This is a genomic window from Roseomonas sp. 18066, from assembly GCF_902706185.1.
GTDB lineage: Bacteria > Pseudomonadota > Alphaproteobacteria > Acetobacterales > Acetobacteraceae > Pseudoroseomonas.
Genome location: NZ_CACSJM010000084.1, coordinates 1 through 26,448, shown reverse-complemented (window position 1 = coordinate 26,448; position 26,448 = coordinate 1). Strand labels below are relative to the sequence as shown.

Genomic DNA, 26,448 nt, shown 5'->3' with positions numbered 1-26,448 from the left:
CTTCAATCGAATGAAGCACTTCCGACGCATCGCCACCCGCTTCGACAAGCTCTCGCGCAACTACCTCGCTGCCCTACACCTTGTCGGGTCAAGGCTATGGCTGCGGCATTATGAGTCCGTGACCTAGCCCTCGGATTTACGGTCAGGCGGCGATTCGCGGCCGGAGAGTTTCGCCCCGCGCTGCGATCCGGCAGGAAAGCCCCCCCGCCGCCCCGCCCTGGCTCGGGGGAAGTTTCCGGCGCTGCAGGGGAGGCATGCGGAAAAAAACCGGGTCACGTCCCAGAAAACTCTTTGCGTCGGCGGCGCGGGTCTCTATATGCCGCCGCAGACGCAGTACGCACGTGCCTCTGGCCCCAGGCCGATCCTTATCGGCCAAAGGTTTACGCAACGACGTCAAGCGTTCTGGCAACCCCGGTGGGGGGCTTCTAGCGCCCTTCGCCGGCCTCTCTTGGTCGCTGGTTCGTTCGACCGTTTCGTCAACTTGGGGCCGCGCCTGTCGCTGACAGGCCGGTCCTCCCCTATCGGATGGAGGGTGTGCGATGACCTCGAAGGTCTCCCGCTTCCTGCGCGACGTCGCCCCGGCGACCCCGTGCCTCGTTGTCGACGTTGATCGCGTCGCCGAGAACTATGGCCGGCTGAAGGCCGCGATCCCGGCCGCCCGCATCTATTATGCGGTCAAGGCCAATCCGGCGGCGCCGATCCTCGGCCGGCTGGTGGACCTGCAGTCCAGCTTCGACGCCGCCTCGCTCGAGGAGGTGCAGATGTGCCTGGACGCCGGCGCGGCGCCCGAGGCGGTCTCCTTCGGCAACACGGTGAAGAAGGAGAGCGCCATCAAGGCCGCCTTCGAGGCCGGGGTGCGGATGTTCGCCTTCGACTCCGAGCCGGAGCTGCGCAAGCTGGCCCGCTCGGCGCCGGGCGCCAAGGTCTATTGCCGCATCCTGGTCGGCAATGTCGGCGCCGAATGGCCGCTGTCGAAGAAGTTCGGCTGCGAGGCCGAGATGGCCAAGGAGCTGATGGTGCAGGCGCGTGACCTGGGCCTCGACCCCTATGGCATCTCCTTCCATGTCGGCAGCCAGCAGACCCGCACCGACGCCTACCAGGCGGCGATCGCCCGCGTGGCGATGGTGTTCAGCGACCTGAAGGACGCCGGCATCAACCTGCGCATGGCCAATCTGGGCGGCGGCTATCCGGTCCGCTACCGCCAGGAAGTGCCCGAGATCAACGACTTCGGCGATGCCATCATGGGCGCCATGGTCGAGCATTTCGGCAATGCCCTGCCGGAGATCCTGATCGAGCCGGGCCGCTTCATGGTGGGCGATGCCGGCATCCTGTCCTCCGAGGTCGTGCTGGTCTCCCGCAAGGAGAAGAACGACCCGGTGCGCTGGGTCTATCTCGACATCGGCCGTTTCGGCGGCCTGGCCGAGACCGAGGGCGAAGCCATCAAGTATGCCTTCCGCACGCCGCATGACGGCGGCGCCGAGGGCCCGGTGACCATCGCCGGCCCAACCTGCGACAGCACCGACACGCTGTACGAGAAGTCGAACTACCGCCTGCCGCTGGCGCTGGACAGCGGCGACCGGGTCGAGCTGCTGTCGACCGGCGCCTATGTGACGACCTATGCCAGCCAGGGCTTCAACGGCTTCGCGCCGCTGAAGGAATACTACATCTAATCGATGCGCCGCCCCGAGGGGCTGGTGGCCAAACGGCCGGAAGGGGCAGCCCTTCCGGCCGTTTGTGCTTTTTACGTTTCAAAAAGACTGGCCACGGTGACGACGCGCCGGATAAACTCGCGTCATGGACGTCATTGACCGGAACATTCTCGTTGCCCTGCAGGATAACGGGGCGGCGGGGCTTGCTGAGCTCGCCAAGGTCGCGGGGCTGTCGGTCTCGGCGACGGCCGAGCGGGTGAAGCGGCTGGAGGAGCGCGGCACGATCCGCGGCTGGCGTGCCGACCTGGATCCGGGGGCGATCGGCTGTCCGCTGCTGGCCTTCGTCTTCGTGTCGCTGCGGCCGGGCCCGGAGGAGAGCGCCTTCCGCATCGCCATGCGCGCCGCCGAGCCGGTGCTGGAATGCCACCATGTCACCGGCGCCTGGACCTTCCTGTTGAAGATCCGGCTGCCAGACCTGTCGGCGCTGGAGCGGTTCGTGGCGGATTTCGTGCGGGCGCAGCCTGGCGTCGAGCGGAGCGAGACGATCCTGGCGATCACGTCGGCGAAGGAGACCGCGATCCTGCCGGTGGCCGAGGCGACGGAAGAATAATCGGCGGGGTCCGGGGGGATACTATCCCCCCGGCGGGAGAGGTCCGGAGAGGGCGGCGCCCTCTCTGGGCGGCAGGCTGGTCGCCGGGGCTAATGGCTGCACCCCGTTTGCCGCATCGACGCAGGCGCGGATGGCTGGCGCGCAGACGGCATCGGGCGCCACCGCCAGGTCCTTGTCGCCGCTGAACCCGACCCGGGTCACCCGCGAATCCATCAGCTCGAAGGTGGCGCGGCAGTAGCCGGCCGAGCCGGTCAGGTTCAGCGCCCCCACGACGGGCAGGGTCAGGTTCAGGCCGCTGCTGTTGCCGCCCCCCACCTCGTAGGTCAGCATTTCCCGCGTGGCGTCGATCTGCTCGCGCTTGGAGGGGAAGCCGGCGCAGAGATAGAGGTCGGCGCGGCTCATGCCGACCAGGGAGCCACGGGCCTCCTGGACGCGCTGGCCATCCTCGACGGCGCAGGCGGCCAGCAGCAGGGGCAGCGCGAGAAGCATCGGACGGATCATGCCGGCTCCACGATTTTGTCGGGTCGCGTGATTCAGGCTTTCGGTGCTTCCACCTCGAGCCATCACGCGCCGGTTGCTCAAAGAAAAAGCCGGGGGACAGGGTCCACCGGCTCTCGGGCCTCTTGGCGAGGAGAATGGCGAGGCCGGCCGGGGCATGACACCCCTGCCGGCCTCAACTCTTGTTCACGCCTGGTCGTTCAGGTGGCAGGCGCTCTTGTGGCCGGAGGCGACCTCGCGCAGCTTCGGCCGCTCGATCTTGCAGCGCTCGAAGGCATGCGGGCAGCGCGGGTGGAAGTGGCAGCCCGGCGGCGGGTTCAGCGGCGAGGGGATCTCGCCCTTGATGCCGGCGAACTGCTTCTTGCGCGCCTCGATGCGCGGCACCTCGGACAGCAGCGCCTGGGTATAGGGGTGGTTGGCGCGGGAGAAGATCTCCTCCGCCGGCGCCTCCTCCACCACCCGGCCCAGATACATGATCACCACGCGGTCCGAGAGATGCTCGACCACCCCGAGGTCATGGCTGATGAACAGGTAGGTCAGGTCGAGCTCGCGGCGGAGATCCATGAACAGGTTCAGGATCTGCGCCTGGATCGACACGTCGAGGGCGGCCACCGCCTCGTCGCAGACGATGAATTCCGGCTGCACCGCCAGGGCCCGGGCGATGCCGATGCGCTGGCGCTGGCCGCCGGAGAACTGGTGCGGGTAGCGGCGCTTCAGCGTGGGGTCGAGGCCGGCGCGGCGCAGCTGGCCGTCGACATAGCTTTCATACTCGCCGCGCGGCACCAGGCCATGCACCTGCGGCGCCTCGCCGACGATGTCGGCCACCCGCATGCGCGGGTTCAGCGAGGCATAGGGATCCTGGAAGATCATCTGCGTCTGCAGCTTCGCCTTCCGGGCGTCGGCGCTGTTCAGCGTCGACATCTCGCGGCCGCGCCAGAAGATCTCGCCGTTGGAGGCGGGCATGATGCCGGCGACCATGCGGCCGAGGGTCGACTTGCCGCAGCCGGATTCACCGACCAGGCCGACGACCTCGCCACGGCGGACGGTCAGGTCGACGCCGTCGACGGCATGGACCGTCTCGTCCTTCACCGGCATGCCCAGCTTCTGGGCGATGCGGCCGGCGAAGTCGAGGGTCTTGGAAAAGCGCTTGGAGACGCCCTTGAGCTCGATGATCGCGTCGTTCATGCCGCGGCCTCCGGAAGATGGGGACGGAAGCAGCGGGCGTCGCGCTCCGGCAGCAGGCGCTCCAGGCTCGGCGTCTGGTGGCAGATATCGGCGGCCTTGGGGCAGCGCGACTGGAAGGCGCAGCCCTGCGGCAGGCTGAGCAGCGAGGGCGTCATGCCCGGGATCTGCCGCAGCGGCTCGCCGCGCTTGTTGCGGCTGGGGACGCTGCCGATCAGGCCTTCGGTATAGGGGTGCAGCGGGGTGTCGAGCACCTCGCTGACCGGGCCGCGCTCGACCACCTTGCCGGCATACATGACGGCGATGTCGTCGGCGAGGCCGGCGACGACGGAGAGGTCATGGGTGATCCAGATCATCGCCGTGCCGGTTTCGGCGCAGAGCTTCTGGACCTCGGCGAGGATCTGGGCCTGGATCGTCACGTCGAGCGCGGTGGTGGGCTCGTCGGCGACGATCAGCTCGGGGCGGTGCAGGAGCGCGATGGCGATGGCCACGCGCTGGCGCATGCCGCCGGAAAACTGGTGCGGATAGCTCTTCAGCCGCTCGTCCGGGCTGGGGATGCCGACCAGGCCCAGCGTGTCGCGGGCGCGCTGGCGGGCGACCTCGCGGCTGACCTTCTCATGCGCCTGGACCGTCTCGATCATCTGCGTGTCGACCCGGAGCACCGGGTTCAGCGTCATCATCGGGTCCTGGAAGATCATGGCGATGCGGTTGCCGCGCAGGCGCCGCATCTCCTCCTCGCGCAGGCTGGCGAGGTTCTGTCCGTGGAACAGGATCTCGCCGCCGACGACGCGGCCGGGGGCATCGACCAGGCCGAGGATCGAGAAGCCGGTGACGGTCTTGCCGGAGCCGGATTCACCGACCAGCCCCAGCACCTTGCCACGGCCGACGGTGAAGGAGACGCCGTCGACCGCCTTCACCACGCCCGCGCGGGTGAAGAAATGGGTCTGGAGGTTGCGAACCTCCAGCGTGGGCGCGCCGGCGGGGGCAGCCGCCGCATACGCCGAACGAGACTGGACCACAGGGGATTGGGCCATGGAAAAGCGCGTCCCTTACTTCTTGAGCCGCGGGTTGAGCACGTCGCGCAGCTGGTCGCCGACCAGGTTGATGGAGACGATGGTCACCAGCAGGGCGATGCCCGGGTAGAAGCTGATCCAGTACTTGCCGGACAGCATGTACTCGTAGCCGTTCGAGATCAGCAGGCCGAGCGAGGGCTCGGTGATCGGCACGCCGAGGCCGAGGAAGGACAGGGTCGCCTCCAGCGCGATGGCGCGGGCGATCTGCATGGTGCCGACGACGATCAGCGGCGGCAGGCAGTTCGGCAGCAGGTGGCGGAAGATCACCCGGTGCGTCGGCAGGGCCAGGCACTGCGCCGCCTCGATGTATTCGCGGCGACGCTCGACCAGGGCGGTGCCGCGCACGGTGCGGGCGTAGTAGGCCCATTCCACGATCACCAGGGCCAGGACGACGTTGAACACGCCCTTGCCCAGGAAGGCCAGGATCATCAGCGCGGCCAGGATCGACGGGAAGGACAGCTGCAGGTCGACGAGGCGCATGATGACGGTGTCGGTGCGCTTGCCGGCATAGGCGGCCAGCAGGCCGAGCGAGGCGCCGAAGGCGCAGGCGATGATCGCCGAGCCGGCGCCGACCAGCAGCGAGATGCGCAGGCCGTACATGATGCCGGACAGCATGTCGCGGCCCTGGTCGTCGGTGCCGAGCCAGTAGGTGAAGCCGGCGCCGCCCACCGTGCCGGGCTCCATGCGCCCGTCCATGATGTCGAGCTGCGCCAGGTCATAGGGGTTCTGCGGCGTGATCAGCGGCGCGAAGACCGCGATCAGCACGATGATGGCGAAGATCACCAGGCCGACGACGGCGGTCTTGCTCTCGCAGAACTCCGACGCCATGCGGCGGAAGGGCGTCTCGACCTTCGGCGGCTGGACGACGACAGGGGTTGGGACGGGGGCGGTGGTCGCGCTCATCTCACTTGTTCTCCAGCCGCACCCGCGGATCGAGCGCCGAATAGGCGAGGTCGACCAGCAGATTGATGGTGATGAACATCAGCACGATGATCATCAGGTAGGCGACGATCACCGGGCGGTCGAGCACGTTGATGCTGTCGATGATCAGCTTGCCCATGCCCGGCCAGGCGAAGACGCTCTCGGTGACCACCGAGAAGGCGATGGTCGAGCCCAGCTCCAGCCCGACCACGGTGACGACCGGGATCAGGATGTTCTTGAAGACATGGACATAGGTCACGCGCGCCGGGGACAGGCCCTTGGCGCGGGCGAACTTGACGTAGTCCATCAGCATGGTCTCGCGCACGCCGGCGCGGGTCAGGCGGATCACCAGGCTGATCTTGAACAGCGCCAGGTTCAGCGCCGGCATCGCCAGGTGGCGCAACCCGTCCCAGGTCAGGAAGGACCAGCGCAGGCCGAAGACGTCGACGGTGGTGCCGCGGCCGGTCGAGGGCAGCCAGCCGAGCTGCACGGCGAAGACCATAATCAGCATCAGCCCGACCCAGAAGGTCGGCAGCGAGAAGCCCAGGATGGAGCCGGTCATGACGACCTTGGCGCCCATCGAGTTCGGCTTCAGCCCGGCATAGAGGCCGAGCGGCAGGCCGATCAGCAGCGCGATGAACATCGCGCCGAAGGCCAGCTCCAGCGTCGCCGGCATGCGCTGCAGGATCAGCTGCAGGGCGGGCTCGTTGAAGACGAAGCTGCGGCCCAGGTCGCCGCGCAACGCATTGCCCAGGAATGACAGGTATTGCATCCACAGGGGCAGGTCGAGGCCGAGCGCCTTGATGGCGCGCTCCCGTTCGATCTGGTCGGCATCCGGCGAGATCAGGATCTCGACCGGGTCGCCGATGGCGTAGACGCCCACGAACACGATGACCGACATCGCCAGCATGACCAGCAGAGACTGGAACAGCCGGCGGAGGAGGTAGACGCTCATGCCTCAGCCTTTCGTCAGCGCGCGGGCGCCGGGCGCACATCCTGCGCGCGGGTCAGCTCGTCCGCACGGGAATCATGCACCAGCGTCGGGCGCATGGCCCAGACGTTCTTCTGGATGTGAATGGGGATGATCGCGATGTCGTCCATCGCCGTCTTGGTGGCCTCGCGCAGCAGCGCCTCGCGCTTCGCGTCGTCCAGCTCGCGGAGCGCGAGCTCGAGCTTGGCGTCGATCGCGGGGTTGCTGTAGCGGCCGCGGTTGGAGGTGCCGAAGCCCTTGTCGCGGTCGTAGCTGGCGATCAGCGAGCGCAGCGGGTTCGACGCCTCGCCCGAGGAGATGCCCCAGCCGACCAGGAAGGCCGAGAGCTCCTGCTTGCCGGCGCGGCCGATGAAGGTGGTCCAGGGCTGCGCGTCGACATTGGTGCGCACGCCGATCCGGGTCCACATCTGGCCGACCGCCTGGATGATGCGCGCATCATTCATGTAGCGGTCGTTCGGACCGTTCAGCGTGATGCGGAAGCCTTCCGGATAGCCGGCCTCGGCCAGAAGCTTCTTCGCCGCCTCCGCATCGGTGCGCGGGGCGCCGAGGTCGGGGATGGCGCCGAAGGCGGAGGGCGGCAGGAACTGGCCGGAGGGCTGCGCCGTGCCTTCCATCACCCGGGTGGCGATGGCCGGCCGGTCGATGGCGATCGACAGCGCGCGGCGGACGCGCAGGTCGTGCAGCGGGTTGCGCGCCAGCGGCTTGCCGTCATTGCCGGTGATCAGCGGCGAGCCCTGCGGGTGCTGGTGGTCCAGCGCCAGGAAGATGATGCGCAGACCATCCTTCTCGGCGATGCGGACGCGGTCGCTGCGGCGCAGGTTGGTCAGGTCCGAGGTCGGCACCTGGTCGATGAAGTCGACGTCGCCGGCCAGCAGCGCCGCGGTGCGCGTCGCGTCGTTCGGCAGGATGCGGTAATGCACCTGCTGCCAATGCGGCTTGTCGCCCCAATAGGCGTCGTTGCGCGTCAGCTCCAGCCGGTCGCCCGAGCGGAAGCTCGCATAGCGGAACGGGCCGGTGCCGATGGCGACCTTGCCGGAATTGAAGTCGTCGGTGGTCGCGCCCTCATGCGTCTCGCGGTCGAGGATCGCGACCTGCGCCAGGTCGGTCGGCAGCAGCGGATAGGGCGCGCGGGTGTGGAAGCGCACCGTCAGCGGGTCGACCACCTCCACCCGCTCGATCGCGCGGGTGTAGATCGCGTAGGAGGACGGGCTGTTCAGCACGGCCGGCACGCGGGCGATGGTGAAGGCGACGTCCTCGGCGGTGAAGGGATTGCCGTTGTGGAACTTCACGCCCGCACGCAGCTTGAATTCCCACACCGTCTCGCCGACCGGCTTCCAGCTCTCGGCCAGGCCCGGCTCCAGCCGCGCTTCCGAGTCAAACTGGGTCAGCGCGTCGAAGATCATCGTGGCCACGGCGTAGTTGGGCGACAGCGCGTGGTAGTGGGGATCCAACGAAGTAACCTGGGCGCCGACCGCCATGGTCAGGCTCTGCGCCGCGGCGGGAACCGCCGTGGCGAGCGCCAACGCCGAAACGGCGGCCATCGCGGCCGCCCGCATAGTGCTGATCTGCAGCATACCGTCCCCCGGGAGGTTATGACCTCTTCACGGGGCAGTGTAGCAGGCGGGGACCCTTGTCGCTAGGTTGCGCGCCTCGCCTACCGGGAAACGGAAACCTCCATGTCACACAATAACCACAATCCGGACCACCGGACGTGCTTCCGCGCGCGCCACGCAGCGGCAATCACCTCTTTGATTTTAAGCGGTTTTCTGGCGGCTGGCAGCGGTTCGGCCGCGGCCCAGGCGACGCCTGGCACCAATGCCAGCCTCAATATCGGCATCGGCGGCGCGGTCACCTCGATCGATCCGCATTTCTACAACGCGGCGCCCAACAACGCCCTGGCGATGCATCTCTTCGACTTCCTGGTCGGCCGCGACGCGAAGGCGCAGCCCTATCCGGGCCTGGCCGAGAGCTGGCGCGCGGTCGAGCCGACAGTCTGGGAATTCAAGCTGCGCGCCGGCGTGAAGTGGCATGACGGGCGCGACTTCACCGCCGACGACGTGGCCTTCACCCTGTCCCGCGCCCCCAACGTGCCGAACAGCCCGGGCGGCATGGGCGGCTTCGTCCGCGCCATCACCCGGGTCGAGGTGGTCGACCCGCTGACCATCCGGCTGCACACCGCGCAGCCGCATCCGCTGCTGCCGGTGGAGATGGGCGCCGTCTCGGTGATCTCCCGCCATGCCGGCGAAGGGGCGTCCACCGAGGACTACAACAGCGGCAAGGCCGCGATCGGCACCGGCCCCTATCGCCTGCGCAGCTACCGCCCTGGCGACCGCGCCGAGCTGGTGCGCAACGACACCTATTGGGGCGGGCGCGAGCCCTGGCAGGCGGTGAACTACCGCTTCATCGCCAGCGACGGCGCCCGCACGGCGGCGATCCTGGCCGGCGACGTCGATGTCATCGACCAGGTGCCGTCGACCGACCTGGAGCGGCTGAAGCGCGACGCCCGCCTTTCGGTGCCTGAGATCCAGGGCGTGCGCCTGATCTACCTGATGGCCGATTTCTCCCGCACGGGCGCCACGCCCTTCGCGACCGACAACGCCGGCAAGCCGTTCGACAGGAATCCGTTCCAGGACCTGCGGGTGCGGCGCGCTTTGTCGATGGCGATCCAGCGCGAGGCCCTGGCCGAGCGGGTCATGGAGGGCACCGCCCTGGCCACCGGCCAATGGCTGCCGCCCGGCACCTTCGGCTACAACCCGGCCGTCCGCACCCCCGCCTTCGACGCCGCCGGCGCCCGCGCCCTGCTGGCCGAGGCCGGCTTCCCGAACGGCTTCCGCCTGACCCTGCACAGCCCGAACGACCGCTATCCCAACGACGCCAAGACCGCCCAGGCCATCGCCCAGATGTGGACCCGCATCGGCGTGCAGACCCAGGTGGAGGCGCTGCCCTGGGCCAGCTTCTCGGTGCGCAGCAACCGGCAGGAATTCTCCATGCGCCTGGCCGGCTGGGGCAGCACCACCGGCGAGGCCTCCTACATGCTGGTGAACGTCCTCGGCACGCATGACCGCGACCGCCGCACGGGGGCCAGCAACCCGGGCCGCTACAGCAACCCCGAGCTCGACGCGCTGACCGCCCGCGCCGCCGCGACGCTGGACGACAAGGCGCGCGAGGCGCTGCTGCAGGAAGGCGTGAAGCTGGCGATGGACGATCTCGGCATCATCCCGCTGTACCAGCTGGTCAACAGCTGGGCGGTGCGGAAGGGCCTGCGCTACGAGCCGCGGATGGACGAGCGCACCATCGCCATGAGCGTCCGCCCGGAGTGATTCTGTCAGTTCCGGGGCGGCGTTGCCGCCCCGGGGCGTCGCTCAGACGGTGAACTGCTCGGCGATGATCCGCTCCGACAGCCCGTGATCGGGGTCGAAGAGCATGGTCATCGCCAGGCTGCGATCCTCGCGGATCTCCACCGAGCGGATGTTGCGGACCTCGACATTGTCGGCCACCGCCGCGACCGGGCGCTTCGCCGCCTCGAGGATCTCGAAGACCACCACCGCTTCCGAGGGCAGCAGCGCCCCGCGCCAGCGCCGCGGCCGGAAGGCGGAAATCGGCGTCATCGGCAGCAAGTTGGCGCCCAGCGGCACGATCGGCCCGGCCGCCGACAGGTTGTAGGCGGTGCTGCCGGCGGGGGTGGAGACCAGGATGCCGTCGCAGATCAGCTCCTCCAGCCGTTCCTTGCCATCGACCAGGATGCGGATCTTGGCGGCCTGGCGGGTCTCGCGCAGCAGCGAGACCTCGTTGATCGCCAGCGCCTCGCGCAGGCCCCCGGCCTGGGTCACCGCCTTCATCCGCAGCGGATGCAGCGTCGCCGCCTGGGCACGGGCCAGCCGCGCCGGCAGGTCCTCGGCGCCGAAGTCGTTCATCAGGAAGCCGACGCTGCCGCAATTCATGCCGTAGATCGGCCGGTTGGCGCCGAGATAGCGGTGCTGCGTCTCCAGCATGAAGCCGTCGCCGCCCAGCGCCACGATCACCGCCGCCTCCTCCGGCGCGGCATCGCCATGGGCGGCGGCCAGGCAGTCGCGCGCGGCCTCGGCCTTGTCCCCGCTGGCGGACAGAAACGAAATGCGGCCATGCAGGTCAGCCGGCAGCTCGACCCCGTCGCCCATGGCGCCGCCCTGGCTGAACAGCGCGGCGGTCATGCCCAGCCCATGCCCGCGGCGGCGCGATGCTCCAGCAGCGGCATGTCGCGGCGGATGCGGGCCGTCAGCGCGGCGTCGATGCGGGCGGCGGCCCAGCCGGTGCCGTCGCTGGCGCTGGCCACCACCTGGCCCCAGGGATCGACCACCAGCGCATGCCCATAGGTCTGCCGCGGCCCCGATCTTTCCTCGTGCTGGCCCCAGGTGGCCGGCGCCGCCATCCAGCACTGCGTCTCGATGGCGCGCGCCCGCAGCAGCGGCTCCCAATGGTCGCGGCCGGTCTGCAGGGTGAAGGCCGAGGGCAGCATGATCACCTCCGCCCCCTGCCGCCGCAGCGCCTGGAACAGTTCTGGAAAACGCAGGTCGTAGCAGATGGCGCAGCCGATCCGGGTCTCGCCGGCCTGGTAGGTGACCACGGCGTCGCCGGCGCCATAGGCCGCGCTCTCGCGGAAGCCGCGCCCGTCGGGGGTGACGATGTCGAACAGGAAGATCTTGCGGTAGCGGGCGAGCTCAGTGCCGTCGGGGGCGAAGGCCAAGGTGGTGTTCAGGTGCTTCTCCGGCCCGGCCTCGATGATGCTGCCGCCATGAAGAAAGATGCCGTGGCGGCGGGCCATGCCGCGCATCGCCTCATAGGCGGCGCCGCCTTCCGCGCCGGGCTCGGGCAGCGCCTCGGCCGCCGCGGCGCGGGCGGCGCGGTCGCCGCCCAGGCAGTCCCAGAGCTCCGGCAGGGCCACCAGCGCCGGGCGCTCGGCGGCGACGGCCTCGGCCACCAGCCGCTCGGCGGCGGCGATATTGGCCGCCTTGTCGTGCCCGGGATTCATCTGCACCACGGCCAGCCGCATGGCGGGCGATCCTTTGCTCAGCCTGCGGTCCCCAAGGGACCCGGCCGGCATCAAGCCCGGCGCGGCGCGGCACCGCAAGAGGCAGGGCGGTGACAGGTGGACAAAGCAAAAGGGCGGATGGTTTCCCATCCGCCCCCTTGAACGCTGTGGCTGGAAAGCCGGTCGCAGCTTACGCCGCGTCCTGCTCGCCCTCGGCTTCCGGCGCGACCTGCTTCGGACCCGAATCCAGGCCCTTGGCAGCAACATCGCGCTCGACCAGCTCGATCACGGCCATGTCCGCGGCATCGCCGTAGCGCATGCCGGCCTTCAGCACGCGGGTATAGCCACCCTGGCGCGCCTTGTAGCGGTCGGCGATGGTGGTGAACAGCTTGTCCACCACCTTCGGGTCCATGATCTGAGCATAGGCCTGCCGACGCGCATGCAGGTCGCCACGCTTGCCCAGGGTGATGATGCGCTCCACGTAGGGGCGCAGCTCCTTCGCCTTGGGCAGGGTCGTGGTGATCTGCTCGTGCTTGAGCAGGCTGGTCGCCATATTGCGAAGCATCGCAATACGGTGGGTGGAGGTGACGCCGAGCTTCCGGCCGGCAACCCCGTGACGCATGGGTCTATTCCTTCAGGTGGCCGAAAATCAGAACGGCTCTTCGATCTTCTTCGCGAGGTCCTCGATGTTCTCAGGCGGCCAGCCCGGCACGGTCATGCCGAGGGACAGCCCCATGGAAGCGAGGACTTCCTTGATCTCATTCAGCGACTTGCGGCCGAAGTTCGGAGTGCGGAGCATCTCCTGCTCCGTCTTCTGCACCAGGTCGCCGATATAGACGATGTTGTCGTTCTTCAGGCAGTTGGCGCTGCGGACCGACAGCTCCAGCTCATCCACCTTGCGCAGCAGGTTGCGGTTGAAGGGCAGGTCGTCCTGCACCTCTTCCACCTTGCGCTCGCGCGGCTCATCGAAGTTGATGAAGAGCTGCAGCTGGTCCTGCAGGATGCGGGCGGCGAGGGCCACCGCGTCGTCAGGCGCCACCGTGCCGTCGGTCTCGACGGTCAGCACCAGCTTGTCGTAGTCGGTGCGCTGGCCCACGCGGGTCGGCTGCACCTGATACGCCACGCGGCGGACCGGGGAGTAGATGGCATCGACCGGGATCAGCCCGATCGGGGCGTCTTCCGGGCGGTTCTCGGAGGCGGGCACATAGCCCTTGCCGACATCGACGGTCAGCTCCATCGACAGCTTGGCGCCGTCGTCGAGCGTGCAGATGACCAGGTCCGGATTGGCGATCTCGATATCGCCGGTGGTCTGGATCTGGCCGGCCGTCACCTCGCCAGGGCCGGAGGCCGTGAGCTGCAGGCGCTTGGCGCCCTCGCCCTGCATCCGGATGGCGAGCCGCTTGATGTTCAGGACGATGTCGGTGACATCCTCCCGTACGCCCTGCAGGCTAGAGAATTCATGCAGCGCGCCGTCGATGCGGATGGCGGTGACCGCCGCACCCTGCAGCGACGACAGCAGCACGCGCCGCAGCGCATTGCCGAGGGTCATGCCGAAGCCGCGCTCGAGCGGCTCCGCCACCACCGTCGCCGTGCGCGAAGGGTCGGTCCCGGGCTCGACGTCGAGCTTTTCGGGACGGATCAGGGAACGCCAGTTGCGCTCGAGCACTTCGGTGTCTCCTGCAGCCTCGCCTCAGACCCGACGCCGCTTGCGCGGACGGCAGCCGTTGTGCGGGATGGGGGTCACGTCGCGGATGGCGGTGACGTAGAAGCCGACGGCCTGCAGCGCGCGCAGGGCGGATTCACGACCCGAACCGGGACCAGAGACCATGATCTCCAGCGTCTCCATGCCGTGCTCGCGGGCCTTGCGGCCGGCATCCTCGGCGGCGACCTGGGCGGCGTAAGGGGTCGACTTGCGCGAACCCTTGAAGCCCTGGCTGCCGGCGGACGACCAAGCGATCGCGTTGCCCTGGCTGTCGGTGATGGTGACGATGGTGTTGTTGAAGGAGGCGAGCACGTGGGCAACGCCGGACGCAATATTCTTGCGTTCCTTCTTGCGCGGACGACCGGTGGGCTGACGGGCCATGTTACTTGGTCACCTTCTTCTTGCCGGCAATCGCGACAGCCTTGCCCTTGCGGGTGCGCGCATTGGTATGCGTGCGCTGGCCACGGACGGGCAGGCCCTTGCGGTGACGCAGGCCGCGATAGCAGGCCATGTCCATCAGGCGCTTGATGTTCATCGCGTTCTCGCGACGCAGATCGCCCTCGACCCGGTATTCGCGGTCGATCAGCTCACGGATCTTGAGGATTTCCTCATCCGTCAGCTGGTTGACGCGGCGATCCTCGGGGATGGCCAGCTGCTCGCAGATCACCTTCGCATTCGCCGGACCGATGCCGTAAATGTAGCGAAGGGAAATGAGAACGCGCTTGTTGGTGGGAATGTTCACGCCTGCAATGCGTGCCATCGATGACCTGCTCCTGGAGCCCCGGGGGCTCCCGTTCGTACCGGCAATGCGTCCGGCGAAGGTGATCGGCGCGCCCCGAATCGTAGTGATCGAAACGCAACCATCTACGCGGCCGAGGAGACCCCGACCGCGAGAGGCGCGGATTTACCGAGCAACCGGGGCGAGAGTCAAGCCCTGTCTGCCGGCGCCGCCGCGCCATGAAAAAAGGGGCCCGCAGGCCCCTTTCCCGTTCTTCTGGTCGCGAGCCGGCCTCAGCGGCCGAGCACGACCTCGATCTGCCGGGCGACCTCGTTCATCGAGGCCATGCCGTCGACCTGGCGCAGCTTGCCCTGCGCCGCGTAATACGGCAGCAGCGGCGCCGTCTGGCGGTGATAGGCCTCGAGCCGGGCGGCCACCGTCTCCGCCTTGTCGTCGGCGCGGCGGACGAACTCGGTGCTGCCGCAGCTGTCGCAGATGCCGGGCTTGGCCGTCGGCTTGAAGCTGTCGTGATAGCCGGTGCCGCATTGGGCGCAGGTGAAGCGGCCGGCGATGCGCTCGACCAGCGCCGCGTCGTCCACCTTCAGCTCGATCACCTGGTCGAGCTGCAGGCCCTTCTCCTTCAGCATCACGTCCAGCGCCTCGGCCTGGGGCGTGGTGCGCGGGAAGCCATCCAGGATGAAGCCGCGGGCGCAGTCGGGCTGCGAGACGCGGTTGGCCAGCATGGCGGTGATGATGGCGTCGGGCACCAGCCCGCCCTGCTCCATGATCGCCTTGGCCTGGCGGCCGATCTCGCTGCCGCTCTTGACCTCGGCGCGCAGCATGTCGCCGGTGGAGATCTGCGCGATGCCGTGGCGCTCCTCCAGCCGCTTCGCCTGGGTGCCCTTCCCGGCCCCCGGGGGCCCCAGCAAAATCAGGTTCATCCTCGCTTCGTCCCCGCCTTCCTGCGCGTCATCTGCCGTCCTCCTCACGACGCGGCCGGCGGGCGCTTGCACACCCCCCGGCCCCGCCTCGTCTCGCCCCCAGGAACCCGAAAGCCCTGGGCCTCAGCGCAGCCGCGGCGCCCCGCCGCGACCGCCACCCATCCGGGCCTTGCGGATCAGCCCCTCATACTGGTGGGCGAAGAGATGCGACTGCACCTGGGCCACCGTGTCCATGGTGACCGAAACAATGATCAGAAGGGAAGTGCCACCGAAATAGAAGGGCACGCCGTACTGGCTGATCAGGATCTCGGGCAGCAGGCAGACGATGCAGAGATAGACCGCGCCGACGCCGGTCAGGCGGCTCAGCACGCGGTCCAGGTAGTCGGCGGTCGCCTGGCCCGGGCGGATGCCGGGGACGAAGCCCCCATTCTTCTTCAGGTTGTCGGCCGTCTCCGTCGGATTGAAGACGACGGCCGTGTAGAAGAAGGCGAAGAAGATGATCAGCCCGACATAGGCCGCCATGTAGAGCGGCTGGCCATGCGCCAGGGCGCCGGCGATCCGCGTCAGCCAGCCTTCCTCCTGCGTGCCGGAGAAGCCGGCGAAGGTCGCCGGCAGCAGCAGCAGCGAGGAGGCGAAGATCGGCGGGATCACGCCGGCGGTGTTCAGCTTCAGCGGCAGGTGGGTGTTCTCGCCGCCGAACATCCGGTTGCCGACCTGGCGCTTCGGATACTGGATCGGGATCCGCCGCTGCGCGCGCTCCATGAAGACCACGAAGGCGATGACGGCCAGCGCGATCAGCCCGAAGGCGACGATGAAGATCGGCGACAGCGCGCCGGTGCGGCCGAGCTCCAGCGTCGAGACCAGCGCGCCGGGCACGTTGGCGACGATGCCGGCGAAGATGATCAGGCTGATGCCGTTGCCGATGCCGCGGGCGGTGATCTGCTCGCCGATCCACATCAGGAACAGCGTGCCGCCGACCAGCGTCGCCATGCAGCTGATGCGGAAGAACAGCCCGGGGTCGTAGACCGCCGCGCCGAAGCTGCCCTGCATGCTCTCGAGCCCGACGGCGATGCCGTAGGACTGGAAGATGGCGATCACCACCGTCAGGTAGCGGGTGTACTGGTTGAGCTTCTTCCGGCCGGACTCGCCCTCCTTCTTGAGGGCCTCCAGGCTGGGCACGGCGGCAGACATCAGCTGGATGATGATGCTGGCCGAGATATAGGGCATGATGTTCAGCGCGAAGACCGTCATGCGGCCCAGCGCGCCACCCGTGAACATGTCGAACATGCCCAGGATGCCCCCGCCATGCTGGCGCAGGATATCCGCCATCACGGTGGCATCGACGCCCGGCACGGGGATGTAGGTGCCGATGCGGTAGACGATCAGCGCGGCCAGCGTGAACCAGATGCGCTTCTTCAGCTCGGTCGCCTTGGACAGGACCCCGAGATTCAGATTGGCCGCGAGCTGTTCGGCGGCGGAAGCCATGAATTCGCCCCTTCAACATGACTGCGGCGCCGGGGGGTGATTCCCGCGGCGCCGCTGCCAACCCGGTCGTGCTCACCTAGCCCCCCGAGGGTGGGGGGCGCAAGGCTTACGCGGCGGGCTTCTCTTCCTTCGCCGGCGCCGGGGCCAGCACCGTGACGCTGCCGCCCGCCGCCTCGACCGCCGCGATGGCCGCGGCCGAAGCCCCGGCGACCGAGATGGTCACGGCGCGCTTGATCTCGCCGCGGGCCAGCAGGCGAACGCCTGCGATCTTGGCGCCCGTGCGGACCAGGCCAGCGGCCTCCAGCGTCGCCTCGTCGAGGGTCTGACCAGCGGGAAGCCGGCCGGACTCGATGGCGGCGTCAATCGTGCCGAGGTTGATCGGCGCGTATTCCTTGCGGAACGGATTGACGAAGCCCCGCTTCGGCAGACGCCGATAGATCGGCAGCTGGCCGCCTTCGAAGCCGTTCAGGGACACGCCGGTGCGGGCCTTCTGGCCCTTCACGCCACGGCCGGAGGTCTTACCCTTACCGGAACCGATGCCGCGACCGACGCGCTTGAACTTGTTCCGCGCGCCGTCATTGTCGCGCAGCTCGTTCAGCTTCATCTTACTTCTCCGTGGTCTCGCCCACCTGAATCAGGTGCGCGACCTTGCGGATCATGCCGCGCACGGCCGGAGTATCCTCCAGCTCCCGCGAGCGGCGGATCTTGTTGAGACCCAGACCGATCAGCGTCTCGCGCTGACCGGGCTTGCGGCCGATGGGGGACGCGACCTGCGTCACCCGAACGGTCTTCTTCTCAGACATTGGCCGAAGCCTCCGTCGAAGGCTCGGCGTCCTTGCGCGGACCCAGCAGGTCGGAGACCTTCTTGCCACGACGCGAGGCCACAGCCCGGGGGCTGGTGGAGCGCGTCAGGGCGGCGAAGGTCGCCTTGACCATGTTGTGCGGGTTCGTGGAACCCGTGCACTTGGCGACGACGTCGCCCATGCCCAGGGTCTCGAACACCGCGCGCATCGGACCACCGGCGATGATGCCGGTACCGGCGGGCGCCGCGCGCAGGATGACACGGCCAGCGCCGAATTCGCCGACCACGTCATGATGCAGGGTACGACCCTCGCGCATCGGGACGCGGATCATCGTCTTCTTCGCGCGCTCGGTCGCCTTGCGGATCGCCTCGGGCACTTCGCGTGCCTTGCCGGCGCCCCAGCCAACGCGGCCCTTCTCGTCACCGACCACGACCAGGGCGGCGAAGGAGAAGCGACGGCCACCCTTCACCACCTTGGCGACGCGGTTGATCGTGACCAGCTTGTCCTTCAGCTCGTCGCCCGGCTCGCGCTCATTGTTGCGCTCCGGGCCACGGCCGCGGCCGCGGTCGCGATCGCCACCGCCGCCGCTCCTCGGTTCACGTGCCATTTTCTGTGCTCCTTAGAACGACAGCCCGCCCTCGCGGGCGCCGTCCGCCAGGGCTTTCACCCGGCCGTGATACAGGTAGGGGCCACGATCGAAGACAACGTCGGTCACGCCCGCCGCCAGGGCGCGCTCGGCAAGCAGCTTGCCGACCACACTGGCCGCGTTCTTGTCCGCGCCGGTCGAGAGGCTCTCGCGCTGCGTCTTCTCGATGGAAGACGCGGCGGCGAGGGTGCGACCCGCCTTGTCGTCGATGACCTGGGCATAGATGTGCTTGCCCGAGCGGAAAACGGAGAGCCGCGGACGGCCCCCGCTCTTGATCCGCAGCTGGTAGCGCAGGCGCGCGCGACGGCGGCGCTGCAATGCGAGCTTGTCGGCCATCTTACTTCTTCTTCCCCTCCTTCCGGAGGATGACCTCGTCCGTGTACCGCACGCCCTTGCCCTTGTAGGGCTCGGGACCGCGATAGCCACGGATCTCGGCGGCCACCTGACCAACCTGCTGCTTGTCGACGCCTTCGACCTTGATGGCCGTCGGACGCTCGCAGGTGATCTTGATGCCGGCCGGAACCGGGTAGCGGATCTCGTGGCTGAAGCCGAGGCTCAGCACCAGGTCGCTGCCCTGGATCGCGGCGCGGTAACCCGTGCCGGTGATTTCCATCGACTTCGAGAAGCCGGTGGAGACCCCGATGCACATGCCGTTGATCAGGCTGCGGGTCGTGCCCCACAGCGTGCGGGCCCGGCGATCGGAACCGAGCGGCTTCACGGCCACCTGGTTGTCCGCCACCTCGACCTCGACCGCATCGGTCAGCGCGAGCGAGAGCTGCCCGAGCTTGCCCTTGGCGGTCAGGGTCTTGCCCTCGACAGCGACCGTCACGCCCGCAGGAACGGGGACGGGATATTTGCCGACGCGCGACATGTCTATCCCTCCCTCAGAACACGCGGCAGAGGACCTCGCCGCCAACATTGGCAGCGCGGGCCTCATTGTCGCTCATCACGCCACGCGGCGTGGAGAGGATGGAAATGCCGAGTCCGTTGTAGAACTTCGGCAGCTCCTTGATCTTCGAGTAGACGCGACGACCAGGCTTCGAGACGCGCTCGATTTCCTTGATCGCGGGCTCACCCTCAGAATACTTCAGCTCGATATCGAGCACGGCAACACCCGGGCGGACCTGCTCGGAGCGCCACGCACGGATATAGCCTTCGCGCTTCAGCACTTCGAGCACATCGGCACGAAGACGGCTGGAGGGCGAAGAGATGCGCGCCTTGCGGGCCTGGTGCCCGTTTCGGATGCGCGTGAGCATATCGCCCAGCGGATCGGACAGCGACATGCGGCCCCCTTACCAGCTGGCCTTGACGAGCCCCGGAATCTGGCCCGACGAGGCCAGATCACGGAGCGCGTTACGGCTCAGCTTAAACTTGCGGTAATTGCCGCGCGGGCGGCCAGTCAGTTCGCAGCGCAGGCGCACACGCACCTTGGCGCCATTGCGCGGCAGCTGGGCGAGCTTCAACGTCGCGTCGAAGCGCTCCTCCACCGGAAGCTCGCGGTCCATGACCACGGCCTTCAGGGCGGCGCGCTTGGCTTTGTGCAGCTTCGAGAGGCGCTCGCGGCGCTGATTCTTCTCGACAGCCGATGTCTTGGCCATGCGGTCTAAATCCTCCGGAACCTGCCCGGACCATCCGGGCGGTTTTCCAACTCAGTTGACGAAGGGAAGGTCGAAGCCCTTCAGCAGGGACTTGGCTTCCTTGTCCGTCTTCGCGGTCGTGACAAAGACGATGTCCATGCCACGGATGGTGTCCACCTTATCATAGCTGATTTCGGGGAACACGATCTGCTCCTTCAGGCCGAGCGAGTAGTTCCCGCGGCCGTCGAAGCCCCTATTACCAGGAATGCCACGGAAGTCACGCATGCGCGGAAGCGCGATGGTGACCAGGCGGTCCAGGAACTCGTACATGCGGGCGCGGCGCAGGGTGACCTTGCAGCCGATCGCCTGGCCTTCGCGGATCTTGAAGCCCGCGATGGCCTTCTTCGCCAGCGTCTTCACCGGCTTCTGGCCGGCGATGACGGTGAGGTCGGCCAGGGCCGCCTCAAGCTTCTTCTGGTCGCCGGCGGCTTCGCCCACGCCCATGTTGATGACGATCTTCGACAGCTTCGGCAGCTCCATGGGGCTGCCATAGCCGAACTCGTCCTGAAGCTTCTTCCGCACCACATCAGCATACAGCTGCTGCAGGCGCGGCAGTTCCTTCGCCTCGCTCATGCGATCACCTCGCCCGAGGCCTTCGCGACCCGGACCTTCTTGCCGTCTTCGAGCACCTTGAAGCCGACGCGGGTGGGCTTGTCGGACTTCGGGTCGATCAGCGCGATGTTGGAGAGGTCGAGCGACGCCTCCTTCTCGATGATCCCACCCTGCTGCCCCATGCCCTTCGGCTTGGTGTGGCGCTTCACGATGTTCAGGCCCTGCACGACGGCACGGCCTTCCTCGGGCAGCACGCGCAGCACTTCGCCGCGCTTGCCCTTGTCCTTACCCGTCAGGATCTGGACGCGGTCGCCCTTTTTGATCTTCGCGGCCATGGATTACAGAACCTCCGGCGCCAGCGAGATGATCTTCATGAACTTGCGCGCGCGCAGCTCACGAACGACCGGGCCAAAGATGCGGGTGCCGATCGGCTCGTTCTGCTTGTTGATCAGAACCGCAGCGTTACGGTCGAACCGAATGGCCGTGCCATCCTGGCGGCGAACCGGGTAGGCGGTGCGCACGATCACCGCGCGCTGCACGTCACCCTTCTTCACCTTGCCGCGGGGAATCGCTTCCTTCACGGACACCACGATGACGTCGCCGACCGAGGCGGTACGGCGCTTGGAGCCACCGAGCACCTTGATGCACTGCACGCGGCGTGCACCCGAGTTGTCGGCAACCTCGAGGTTGGACTCAACGATAATCATCGGTCAGTCCGTTCCTCAGGCCTGCGCCGCAGCGGCGACCGGGGCAGCGCCCACGGTGAAGCCCGGCGTCGTGACCGCGGCGCCATTGCGCTCGATCACCAGCCAGGTCTTCCGCTTGCTGATCGGGCGGCATTCCTCGATGGAAACGAGGTCACCTTCCACGCACAGGTTGGCGTCGTCATGCGCGGCGTACTTCTTCGAACGCCGGATGAACTTCTTGTAGAGCGGATGCATCACGCGACGCTCGACAAGGACCGTCACGGTCTTGTCCATCTTGTCGCTGACCACCCGCCCGGTGAGGACGCGCTTCGGCATTGCCGGGGTCTCCTCTCGTCAGGCCTTGGCGGCCGAGCGGGACTGCTCGGCCAGCACGGTCTTAACACGCGCGATGTCACGACGCACCACCTTGATGCGGGAAACCGCCTCAAGCTGGCCCGTCGCGCGCTGGAAGCGCAGGTTAAACTGCTCCTTGCGGAGATCCAGCAACATCGTCTTCAGCTCGTCCGCGGTCTTGCCGCGGACATCCACGATCTTGGTCATCGGCTCAGGCCTCCGCGGCGCCCAGGCGGGTCACCAGCTTCGTCTTGATCGGCAGCTTCGCCGCACCGAGACCCAGCGCTTCACGCGCCGTCTCGAGCGACACACCGTCGATCTCGAACATGATGCGACCCGGCTTGACACGGGCAACCCAGTATTCCGGCGCGCCCTTGCCCGAACCCATGCGGACTTCCGCAGGCTTCGTGGAGACGGGAACGTCCGGGAAAATGCGGATCCACACCCGGCCCTGGCGCTTCATGGCGCGGGTGATGGCACGACGAGCGGCTTCGATCTGGCGGGCGGTGACCCGCTCAGGCTCAAGCGCCTTGAGGCCGAAGCCGCCGAAGGACAGCGAGAAGCCGCCCTTCGCCAAGCCCTTGATCCGACCCTTGTGCGCCTTACGGAACCGCGTGCGCTTCGGAGAAAGCATTGTCTCTTATCCTCAGCGCTGCGGCGCCTGCTCCGCGGCGCGCTTGTCCTGCGCCAGCGGATCATGGGCCATGATCTCGCCCTTGAAGATCCAGACCTTGACACCGCAGGTGCCATAGGTGGTCTTCGCGGTCGCGGTGCCGTAGTCGATATCGGCGCGCAGCGTGTGCAGCGGCACCCGCCCTTCGCGATACCACTCCATCCGCGCGATCTCGGCGCCGCCCAGGCGGCCACCGCAATTGATCCGGATGCCGCCGGCGCCGAGGCGCATGGCGGACTGCACGGCACGCTTCATCGCGCGGCGGAACGCCACGCGGCGCTCGAGCTGCTGGGCGATGCTCTCGGCCACCAGCTGCGCCTCGATCTCCGGCTTGCGGATCTCGACGATGTTCAGCGCGACCTCGGCCCCGGCGAGCTTCGCCAGGTCCTTGCGCAGCACCTCGATGTCGGCGCCCTTCTTGCCGATCACGACGCCCGGACGGGCGGCATGGATCGTCACGCGGGGCTTCTTCGCCGGACGCTCGATGATGACCTTCGAGACGCCCGCGCCCTTCAGGCGATCCTTCAGGGTCTTGCGGAGCTTCAGGTCATCATGCAGCAGCCGGGAATAGTCATGGCCGGCGTACCAGCGGCTATCCCAGGTGCGGTTGATGCCGAGCCGCAGCCCGATCGGATTGACTTTATGGCCCATGTTACGCGGCCTCCTGCTGCGCCGGCTCGGTCGGCACCGGCTGCTCGGCGACCACGATGGAAAGGTGGCTGAACCACTTCTCCACCCGGGCCGCCTTGCCGCGGCCGCGGGCGTGGAAGCGCTTCATCACGATGGCGCGGCCCACTTCCACCCGCGACACGACCAGGCGGTCGACGTCGAGCTGGTGGTTGTTCTCCGCATTCGCGATGGCCGATTCCAGCGTCGCCTTCACGGTCTGCGAGATCCGGCGCTTGGAGAAGGTCAGGATCGCAACCGCGTCCTGCGCCTTCTTGCCCCGGATCAGACCAGCGGCCAGGTTCAGCTTGTAGGGCGACACCCGGATGTTCCGGGTGACGGCCTGCGCCTGAGTTTCGGCGAGCGTGCGCTCGTGCTTCGGCTTGCTCATCGCTTAGCCCCGCTTCGCCTTCTTGTCCGAGGAATGCCCGGTGAAGGTGCGGGTCGGCGAGAACTCGCCGAACTTATGCCCCACCATGTTCTCGGACACCTGGACGGGAATGAACTTCTTGCCGTTGTAGACACCGAAGGTCAGCCCGACGAATTGCGGCAGGATCGTGCTCCGACGCGACCAGATCTTAATGACCTCGTTGCGGGTGGAGGCACGCGCCGCTTCCGCCTTGTTCAGCAGGTAGCCGTCGACGAACGGCCCCTTCCAGACACTGCGCGACATCGCGGTCAGCCCTTCGTCACATTGCGACGACGGACGATCAGCTTGTCCGTGCGCTTGTTGGTGCGGGTCTTGTAACCCTTGGTCGGCTTGCCCCACGGCGTGACCGGGTGGCGGCCGCCCGAGGTCCGGCCTTCACCACCGCCATGCGGATGGTCGACCGGGTTCATGACGACGCCGCGCTGATGCGGCTTGCGGCCCAGCCAGCGCGAACGGCCAGCCTTGCCGAGATGCTGGTTCTGGTTGTCCGGGTTGGACACCGCACCGATCGAGGCCATGCACTCGCCCCGCAGCAGGCGCACTTCGCCGGACTGCAGCTTGACCTGGGCATAGCCGGCGTCCTTGCCGACCAGCTGGCAGAAGGTGCCAGCCGAACGGGCGATCTTGCCGCCGGCGCCGGGCTTCATCTCGATGTTGTAGATGATCGTGCCGACCGGGATCGAGCCGAGCGGCATCGCGTTGCCCGGCTTGATGTCGACGCGCTCACCGGCCACGACCGAATCACCGACCTTCAGGCGCTGCGGCGCGAGGATGTAGGCGAGCTCGCCATCCTCGTACTTCAGCAGCGCGATGAACGCCGTGCGGTTCGGATCGTATTCCAGCCGCTCGACCGTGGCAGGCACATTGAACTTGCGCCGCTTGAAGTCGATCAGGCGGTAGGTCTGCTTGTGCCCACCCCCACGAAACCGAACGGTGATGCGGCCATGATTGTTGCGGCCGCCGGAGTGGCTCTTGCCCTCCGTCAGCTGCTTGACCGGCTTGCCCTTGAACAGCTCGGAACGGTCGATGAGGACCGTTCCGCGCAGGCTGGGGGTGACCGGGTTAAAGTGCTTCAGCGCCATGGCGTTAAGCGAGCCCCGTGGTGAGGTCGATGCTCTGGCCCTCGGCCAGGCGGACGACCGCCTTCTTCCAGTCGGAGCGCTGGCCCTCACGGCCACGCACCCGCTTGGTCTTGCCCTTCATGACGAGGGTGTTCACGGAGACGACAGTCACCCCGAACAGACCCTCGATGGAGGCCTTGATTTCCGGCTTGGTCGCGGTCAGCGGCACCTTGAAGGTGTACTGGCTCAGCTCGGCCAGGCCGGAAGCCTTCTCGGTGATCATCGGCGCGAGGATGCTTTGATACATCTTCTCGCGCGAGATCACGAACTTCGGCTTCTTGGTCGCGGTCTCGCTCATGCCAGCCGCTCCTTCAGCGCCTCGACGGCCTGGCGGGTCACCGCCAGCACGTCATGCTTCAGAATGTCGTAAACATTCGCGCCGAGCGTCGGCAGAACGTTCACGTTCTTCAGGTTGCGCACCGCGCGACCGAAGGTCTCGTCGACCGTCGCGTCGACGACCAGCGCGCTCTTCCAGCCCAGCGCCTTGACCTTGGAGGCCATGGCGGCGGTCTTGAAGTCGGCGCCCATGGCCGCCGTGTCGAGCACGATCAGCTTGCCTTCGGCAGCCTTCTGGCTCAGCGCGCTGATCAGGCCCAGACGGCGGACCTTCTTGTTCAGCGAATAGCCATGCTCGCGGACCACCGGGCCGTGAACCACACCACCGGTGCGGAACTGCGGCGCGCGCAGCGAGCCCTGACGGGCGTTGCCGGTACCCTTCTGCCGATACGGCTTCTTGGTGGTGCCGGAGACCTCGCCCATGCCCTTCACCTTGTGGGTGCCGGCGCGGCGCTTGGCGAGCTGCCAGTGCACCACGCGCGCCATCACGTCAGCGCGGGGAGAAGCGGCGAACAGGGCTTCCGGGAGTTCGATCTCGCCGGCCTGGCCGTTGTCCAGGGTGATGACAGGAACCTGCATGTCCTAACCCTCAGGCCACGGCCGCGGGGAACGGCGCATCGGCAGGACGGGCGACCTTCACGGCGTCCCGAACCAGCACATACCCGCCCTTCGCACCAGGCACCGCGCCCTTGACCATCAGCAGACCCTTCTCGAGATCGAAACCAGCGATCTCCAGGTTCTGCGTGGTAATGCGCTCAACGCCCAGATGGCCAGCCATCTTCTTGTTCTTGAAGGTCTTGCCCGGATCCTGACGGTTGCCCGTCGAACCGTGGCTACGGTGGCTGATCGACACGCCGTGCGACGCTTCGAGGCCCGAGAAGTTCCAGCGCTTCATCGCGCCGGCAAACCCCTTGCCCTTCGACGTGCCGGTGACGTCCACCAGCTGACCCTTCACGAAGTGACCGACGGTCAGCTTCGTGCCGGGCTCCAGCGCGGCGTCAGCGGCCACGCGGAATTCCACAACCTTCCTCGGAGCCTCGACACCCGCCTTGGCGAAATGACCCTTGTTGGGCTTCGAGACATTCTTCGGCTTCGCCAGGCCAATGCCCAGCTGAACCGCAGTGTAACCGTCCTTCTCATCCGTGCGGGCAGCCACGACGCGCACCTGATCCAGGTGCAGCACGGTGACAGGCACGGTCGAGCCGTCGTCATTGAACAGCCGGGTCATCCCCAGCTTCTTGGCGATCAGGCCGGTGCGACCATTCTTCGCGGCCATGGTAGATTTCTCCCCCGGGCCTTAGAGCTTGATCTCGACGTCCACGCCGGCGGCCAGGTCGAGCTTCATCAGCGCGTCCACGGTCTGCGGGGTGGGATCGACGATATCAAGCAGACGCCGGTGAGTCCGAATCTCGAACTGCTCACGGCTCTTCTTGTCGACATGCGGCGAACGGTTCACGGTGAACCGCTCGATCTGCGTCGGCAACGGAATCGGCCCGCGCACGCGCGCGCCGGTCCGCTTCGCGGTGTTCACGATCTCCCGCGTGCTGCCATCCAGCACGCGGTGATCGAACGCCTTGAGGCGGATGCGGATGTTCTGGCTGTCCATGTCTGGCGCCTATCTCTTCCCGCTATCCGTTACGCGCTGATCGAGGCGACGACGCCGGCGCCGACGGTGCGGCCGCCTTCGCGGATCGCGAAGCGCAGGCCTTCATCCATGGCGATCGGGGCGATCAGCTCGACGTCCATCGAGACGTTATCGCCCGGCA

At 67.6% G+C, this 26,448-nt stretch carries 38 protein-coding genes and 2 pseudogenes; 4 read left to right on the top strand and 36 right to left on the bottom strand.

The window, feature by feature from the left end; translation table 11 throughout:
- The 3 genes and pseudogenes from GVN67_RS17410 to GVN67_RS17400 form a co-directional block, all read left to right on the top strand.
- Positions 1 to 127, top strand: a pseudogene (locus GVN67_RS17410) (IS5/IS1182 family transposase); the annotation flags it as partial.
- A 412-nt stretch (positions 128 to 539) separates the two neighbouring features.
- On the top strand, positions 540 to 1,670 hold the full coding sequence (locus GVN67_RS17405) for a type III PLP-dependent enzyme (RefSeq protein ID WP_159998242.1): 1,131 nt from the start codon (positions 540 to 542) through the stop codon (positions 1,668 to 1,670).
- Between the two features lie 124 nt (positions 1,671 to 1,794).
- Positions 1,795 to 2,259: an Lrp/AsnC family transcriptional regulator gene (locus tag GVN67_RS17400; RefSeq protein ID WP_159998240.1), complete on the top strand. Its 465-nt coding sequence runs from the start codon at positions 1,795 to 1,797 to the stop codon at positions 2,257 to 2,259.
- Between the two features lie 21 nt (positions 2,260 to 2,280).
- On the opposite strand, the gene GVN67_RS17395 is transcribed toward GVN67_RS17400, so the two are convergent.
- The 6 genes from GVN67_RS17395 to GVN67_RS17370 all read right to left on the bottom strand — a co-directional run bounded on the left by GVN67_RS17395 (position 2,281) and on the right by GVN67_RS17370 (position 8,465).
- A complete protein-coding gene (locus GVN67_RS17395; protein ID WP_159998238.1) occupies positions 2,281 to 2,748 on the bottom strand; it encodes a hypothetical protein in 468 nt (155 codons plus the stop codon).
- Between the two features lie 195 nt (positions 2,749 to 2,943).
- Complete coding sequence (locus GVN67_RS17390) at positions 2,944 to 3,942, bottom strand: ABC transporter ATP-binding protein (RefSeq protein ID WP_159998236.1); 999 nt, start codon at positions 3,940 to 3,942, stop codon at positions 2,944 to 2,946.
- The gene (locus tag GVN67_RS17385; protein WP_235035345.1) at positions 3,939 to 4,973 is read right to left on the bottom strand and encodes an ABC transporter ATP-binding protein; all 1,035 of its coding nucleotides are present in this window, start codon (positions 4,971 to 4,973) and stop codon (positions 3,939 to 3,941) included. Before GVN67_RS17385 ends, GVN67_RS17390 begins: the two co-directional genes overlap by 4 nt.
- Before the next feature lie 15 nt (positions 4,974 to 4,988).
- Positions 4,989 to 5,915 carry an ABC transporter permease gene (locus GVN67_RS17380; RefSeq protein WP_159998234.1) on the bottom strand — a complete coding sequence of 309 codons (927 nt, stop codon included), beginning with the start codon at positions 5,913 to 5,915 and terminating at the stop codon, positions 4,989 to 4,991.
- 1 nt (position 5,916) lies between these two features.
- On the bottom strand, positions 5,917 to 6,888 hold the full coding sequence (locus GVN67_RS17375) for an ABC transporter permease (RefSeq protein WP_159998232.1): 972 nt from the start codon (positions 6,886 to 6,888) through the stop codon (positions 5,917 to 5,919).
- Positions 6,889 to 6,902: 14 nt separating this feature from the next.
- Positions 6,903 to 8,465: an ABC transporter substrate-binding protein gene (locus GVN67_RS17370; protein WP_235035344.1), complete on the bottom strand. Its 1,563-nt coding sequence runs from the start codon at positions 8,463 to 8,465 to the stop codon at positions 6,903 to 6,905.
- A 135-nt stretch (positions 8,466 to 8,600) separates the two neighbouring features.
- On the opposite strand from GVN67_RS17370, the gene GVN67_RS17365 reads away from it, so the two are divergent.
- Positions 8,601 to 10,244, top strand: coding sequence for an ABC transporter substrate-binding protein (locus tag GVN67_RS17365; protein WP_159998228.1), 1,644 nt, complete (start codon positions 8,601 to 8,603; stop codon positions 10,242 to 10,244).
- 42 nt (positions 10,245 to 10,286) lie between these two features.
- On the opposite strand, the gene GVN67_RS17360 is transcribed toward GVN67_RS17365, so the two are convergent.
- From GVN67_RS17360 to tuf, 30 genes and pseudogenes are all read right to left on the bottom strand, one after another.
- Entirely contained in the window at positions 10,287 to 11,114 is an 828-nt protein-coding gene (locus GVN67_RS17360) for an NAD kinase (protein WP_159998226.1), read from the bottom strand.
- The gene (locus GVN67_RS17355; RefSeq protein WP_159998224.1) at positions 11,111 to 11,953 is read right to left on the bottom strand and encodes a carbon-nitrogen hydrolase family protein; all 843 of its coding nucleotides are present in this window, start codon (positions 11,951 to 11,953) and stop codon (positions 11,111 to 11,113) included. The genes GVN67_RS17360 and GVN67_RS17355 overlap by 4 nt, the downstream gene beginning before the upstream one ends.
- 169 nt (positions 11,954 to 12,122) lie before the next feature.
- A complete protein-coding gene (gene rplQ / locus GVN67_RS17350) occupies positions 12,123 to 12,554 on the bottom strand; it encodes a 50S ribosomal protein L17 (RefSeq protein ID WP_159998222.1) in 432 nt (143 codons plus the stop codon).
- A gap of 27 nt (positions 12,555 to 12,581) precedes the next feature.
- Positions 12,582 to 13,598 (bottom strand): DNA-directed RNA polymerase subunit alpha, encoded by a 1,017-nt coding sequence (locus GVN67_RS17345; protein ID WP_159998220.1) that lies wholly within the window; start codon positions 13,596 to 13,598, stop codon positions 12,582 to 12,584.
- Between the two features lie 24 nt (positions 13,599 to 13,622).
- Positions 13,623 to 14,015: a 30S ribosomal protein S11 gene (gene rpsK / locus GVN67_RS17340; RefSeq protein WP_159998218.1), complete on the bottom strand. Its 393-nt coding sequence runs from the start codon at positions 14,013 to 14,015 to the stop codon at positions 13,623 to 13,625.
- Between the two features lies 1 nt (position 14,016).
- Positions 14,017 to 14,394, bottom strand: coding sequence for a 30S ribosomal protein S13 (rpsM, locus tag GVN67_RS17335; protein ID WP_076958687.1), 378 nt, complete (start codon positions 14,392 to 14,394; stop codon positions 14,017 to 14,019).
- 251 nt (positions 14,395 to 14,645) lie between these two features.
- On the bottom strand, positions 14,646 to 15,293 hold the full coding sequence (locus tag GVN67_RS17330; protein ID WP_159998216.1) for an adenylate kinase: 648 nt from the start codon (positions 15,291 to 15,293) through the stop codon (positions 14,646 to 14,648).
- A 123-nt stretch (positions 15,294 to 15,416) separates the two neighbouring features.
- On the bottom strand, positions 15,417 to 16,778 hold the full coding sequence (gene secY, locus GVN67_RS17325; protein WP_159998214.1) for a preprotein translocase subunit SecY: 1,362 nt from the start codon (positions 16,776 to 16,778) through the stop codon (positions 15,417 to 15,419).
- A 106-nt stretch (positions 16,779 to 16,884) separates the two neighbouring features.
- Positions 16,885 to 17,382: a 50S ribosomal protein L15 gene (gene rplO / locus GVN67_RS17320; RefSeq protein ID WP_159998212.1), complete on the bottom strand. Its 498-nt coding sequence runs from the start codon at positions 17,380 to 17,382 to the stop codon at positions 16,885 to 16,887.
- A gap of 1 nt (position 17,383) precedes the next feature.
- Positions 17,384 to 17,581 carry a 50S ribosomal protein L30 gene (rpmD, locus tag GVN67_RS17315; protein ID WP_076958683.1) on the bottom strand — a complete coding sequence of 66 codons (198 nt, stop codon included), beginning with the start codon at positions 17,579 to 17,581 and terminating at the stop codon, positions 17,384 to 17,386.
- Positions 17,574 to 18,188 (bottom strand): 30S ribosomal protein S5, encoded by a 615-nt coding sequence (rpsE, locus tag GVN67_RS17310; protein WP_159998210.1) that lies wholly within the window; start codon positions 18,186 to 18,188, stop codon positions 17,574 to 17,576. Before rpsE ends, rpmD begins: the two co-directional genes overlap by 8 nt.
- Positions 18,189 to 18,200: 12 nt before the next feature.
- Positions 18,201 to 18,563: a 50S ribosomal protein L18 gene (rplR, locus tag GVN67_RS17305; protein ID WP_159998208.1), complete on the bottom strand. Its 363-nt coding sequence runs from the start codon at positions 18,561 to 18,563 to the stop codon at positions 18,201 to 18,203.
- Between the two features lies 1 nt (position 18,564).
- Positions 18,565 to 19,098, bottom strand: a complete 534-nt coding sequence (rplF, locus tag GVN67_RS17300; protein ID WP_159998206.1) for a 50S ribosomal protein L6 — start codon at positions 19,096 to 19,098, stop codon at positions 18,565 to 18,567.
- Between the two features lie 13 nt (positions 19,099 to 19,111).
- The gene (gene rpsH, locus GVN67_RS17295; protein WP_076958679.1) at positions 19,112 to 19,510 is read right to left on the bottom strand and encodes a 30S ribosomal protein S8; all 399 of its coding nucleotides are present in this window, start codon (positions 19,508 to 19,510) and stop codon (positions 19,112 to 19,114) included.
- Positions 19,511 to 19,519: 9 nt separating this feature from the next.
- Positions 19,520 to 19,825 carry a 30S ribosomal protein S14 gene (gene rpsN, locus GVN67_RS17290; RefSeq protein WP_159998204.1) on the bottom strand — a complete coding sequence of 102 codons (306 nt, stop codon included), beginning with the start codon at positions 19,823 to 19,825 and terminating at the stop codon, positions 19,520 to 19,522.
- Between the two features lie 51 nt (positions 19,826 to 19,876).
- Positions 19,877 to 20,437, bottom strand: a complete 561-nt coding sequence (gene rplE / locus GVN67_RS17285) for a 50S ribosomal protein L5 (RefSeq protein WP_159998202.1) — start codon at positions 20,435 to 20,437, stop codon at positions 19,877 to 19,879.
- Positions 20,434 to 20,751 (bottom strand): 50S ribosomal protein L24, encoded by a 318-nt coding sequence (rplX, locus tag GVN67_RS17280; RefSeq protein ID WP_159998200.1) that lies wholly within the window; start codon positions 20,749 to 20,751, stop codon positions 20,434 to 20,436. The genes rplE and rplX overlap by 4 nt, the downstream gene beginning before the upstream one ends.
- A gap of 3 nt (positions 20,752 to 20,754) precedes the next feature.
- Positions 20,755 to 21,123 carry a 50S ribosomal protein L14 gene (gene rplN / locus GVN67_RS17275; RefSeq protein ID WP_076958675.1) on the bottom strand — a complete coding sequence of 123 codons (369 nt, stop codon included), beginning with the start codon at positions 21,121 to 21,123 and terminating at the stop codon, positions 20,755 to 20,757.
- 15 nt (positions 21,124 to 21,138) lie between these two features.
- Positions 21,139 to 21,438: a 30S ribosomal protein S17 gene (gene rpsQ, locus GVN67_RS17270; RefSeq protein ID WP_159998198.1), complete on the bottom strand. Its 300-nt coding sequence runs from the start codon at positions 21,436 to 21,438 to the stop codon at positions 21,139 to 21,141.
- A gap of 18 nt (positions 21,439 to 21,456) precedes the next feature.
- Positions 21,457 to 21,663 carry a 50S ribosomal protein L29 gene (rpmC, locus tag GVN67_RS17265; RefSeq protein WP_076958673.1) on the bottom strand — a complete coding sequence of 69 codons (207 nt, stop codon included), beginning with the start codon at positions 21,661 to 21,663 and terminating at the stop codon, positions 21,457 to 21,459.
- Positions 21,664 to 21,667: 4 nt separating this feature from the next.
- On the bottom strand, positions 21,668 to 22,090 hold the full coding sequence (gene rplP, locus GVN67_RS17260) for a 50S ribosomal protein L16 (protein WP_159998196.1): 423 nt from the start codon (positions 22,088 to 22,090) through the stop codon (positions 21,668 to 21,670).
- A gap of 12 nt (positions 22,091 to 22,102) precedes the next feature.
- The gene (gene rpsC, locus GVN67_RS17255) at positions 22,103 to 22,780 is read right to left on the bottom strand and encodes a 30S ribosomal protein S3 (RefSeq protein WP_159998194.1); all 678 of its coding nucleotides are present in this window, start codon (positions 22,778 to 22,780) and stop codon (positions 22,103 to 22,105) included.
- Between the two features lies 1 nt (position 22,781).
- Positions 22,782 to 23,186 carry a 50S ribosomal protein L22 gene (gene rplV / locus GVN67_RS17250; protein ID WP_159998192.1) on the bottom strand — a complete coding sequence of 135 codons (405 nt, stop codon included), beginning with the start codon at positions 23,184 to 23,186 and terminating at the stop codon, positions 22,782 to 22,784.
- Between the two features lie 3 nt (positions 23,187 to 23,189).
- Positions 23,190 to 23,468: a 30S ribosomal protein S19 gene (gene rpsS, locus GVN67_RS17245; protein WP_076958669.1), complete on the bottom strand. Its 279-nt coding sequence runs from the start codon at positions 23,466 to 23,468 to the stop codon at positions 23,190 to 23,192.
- Positions 23,469 to 23,473: 5 nt separating this feature from the next.
- Positions 23,474 to 24,307 (bottom strand): 50S ribosomal protein L2, encoded by an 834-nt coding sequence (gene rplB / locus GVN67_RS17240; RefSeq protein ID WP_159998190.1) that lies wholly within the window; start codon positions 24,305 to 24,307, stop codon positions 23,474 to 23,476.
- A gap of 4 nt (positions 24,308 to 24,311) precedes the next feature.
- Positions 24,312 to 24,644: a 50S ribosomal protein L23 gene (locus tag GVN67_RS17235; protein ID WP_159998188.1), complete on the bottom strand. Its 333-nt coding sequence runs from the start codon at positions 24,642 to 24,644 to the stop codon at positions 24,312 to 24,314.
- Positions 24,641 to 25,261: a 50S ribosomal protein L4 gene (gene rplD, locus GVN67_RS17230; protein ID WP_159998186.1), complete on the bottom strand. Its 621-nt coding sequence runs from the start codon at positions 25,259 to 25,261 to the stop codon at positions 24,641 to 24,643. Before rplD ends, GVN67_RS17235 begins: the two co-directional genes overlap by 4 nt.
- Positions 25,262 to 25,271: 10 nt before the next feature.
- The gene (rplC, locus tag GVN67_RS17225; RefSeq protein ID WP_159998184.1) at positions 25,272 to 25,958 is read right to left on the bottom strand and encodes a 50S ribosomal protein L3; all 687 of its coding nucleotides are present in this window, start codon (positions 25,956 to 25,958) and stop codon (positions 25,272 to 25,274) included.
- 21 nt (positions 25,959 to 25,979) lie between these two features.
- Positions 25,980 to 26,288, bottom strand: coding sequence for a 30S ribosomal protein S10 (rpsJ, locus tag GVN67_RS17220; RefSeq protein WP_159998182.1), 309 nt, complete (start codon positions 26,286 to 26,288; stop codon positions 25,980 to 25,982).
- Between the two features lie 29 nt (positions 26,289 to 26,317).
- A pseudogene (gene tuf, locus GVN67_RS17215) lies at positions 26,318 to 26,448 on the bottom strand (elongation factor Tu); the annotation flags it as partial.